The 234-nt window shown below is 53.8% G+C and carries 1 rRNA gene; it reads right to left on the reverse strand.

Annotation, left to right across the window (positions count from 1 at the left end):
- Window positions 1-234, reverse strand: a 23S ribosomal RNA gene (locus KVT34_RS31270); the annotation flags it as partial.

Genomic DNA, 234 nt, shown 5'->3' on the forward strand with positions numbered 1-234 from the left:
TTTCAGGTTCTTTTTCCCTCCCCTCCCGGGGTGCTTCTCCCCTTTACCTCACGGTACTGCTTCACTATCGGTTGCTAGGGAGTTTTTAGCCTTGGCAGATGGTCCTGCCGGATTCCGACGGGGTTTCTCGTGTCCCGCCGTACTCAGGTTCCGTCTGGGCATACGTTCACTTTCGGCTACAGGGCTGTTACCATTTGCAGCGGACCTTTCCAGATCACTTCACCTATTGAACTT

The organism is Paenibacillus sp. GbtcB18 (genome assembly GCF_019091125.1).
Classification (GTDB): Bacteria; Bacillota; Bacilli; order Paenibacillales; family NBRC-103111; genus Paenibacillus_F; species Paenibacillus_F chitinolyticus.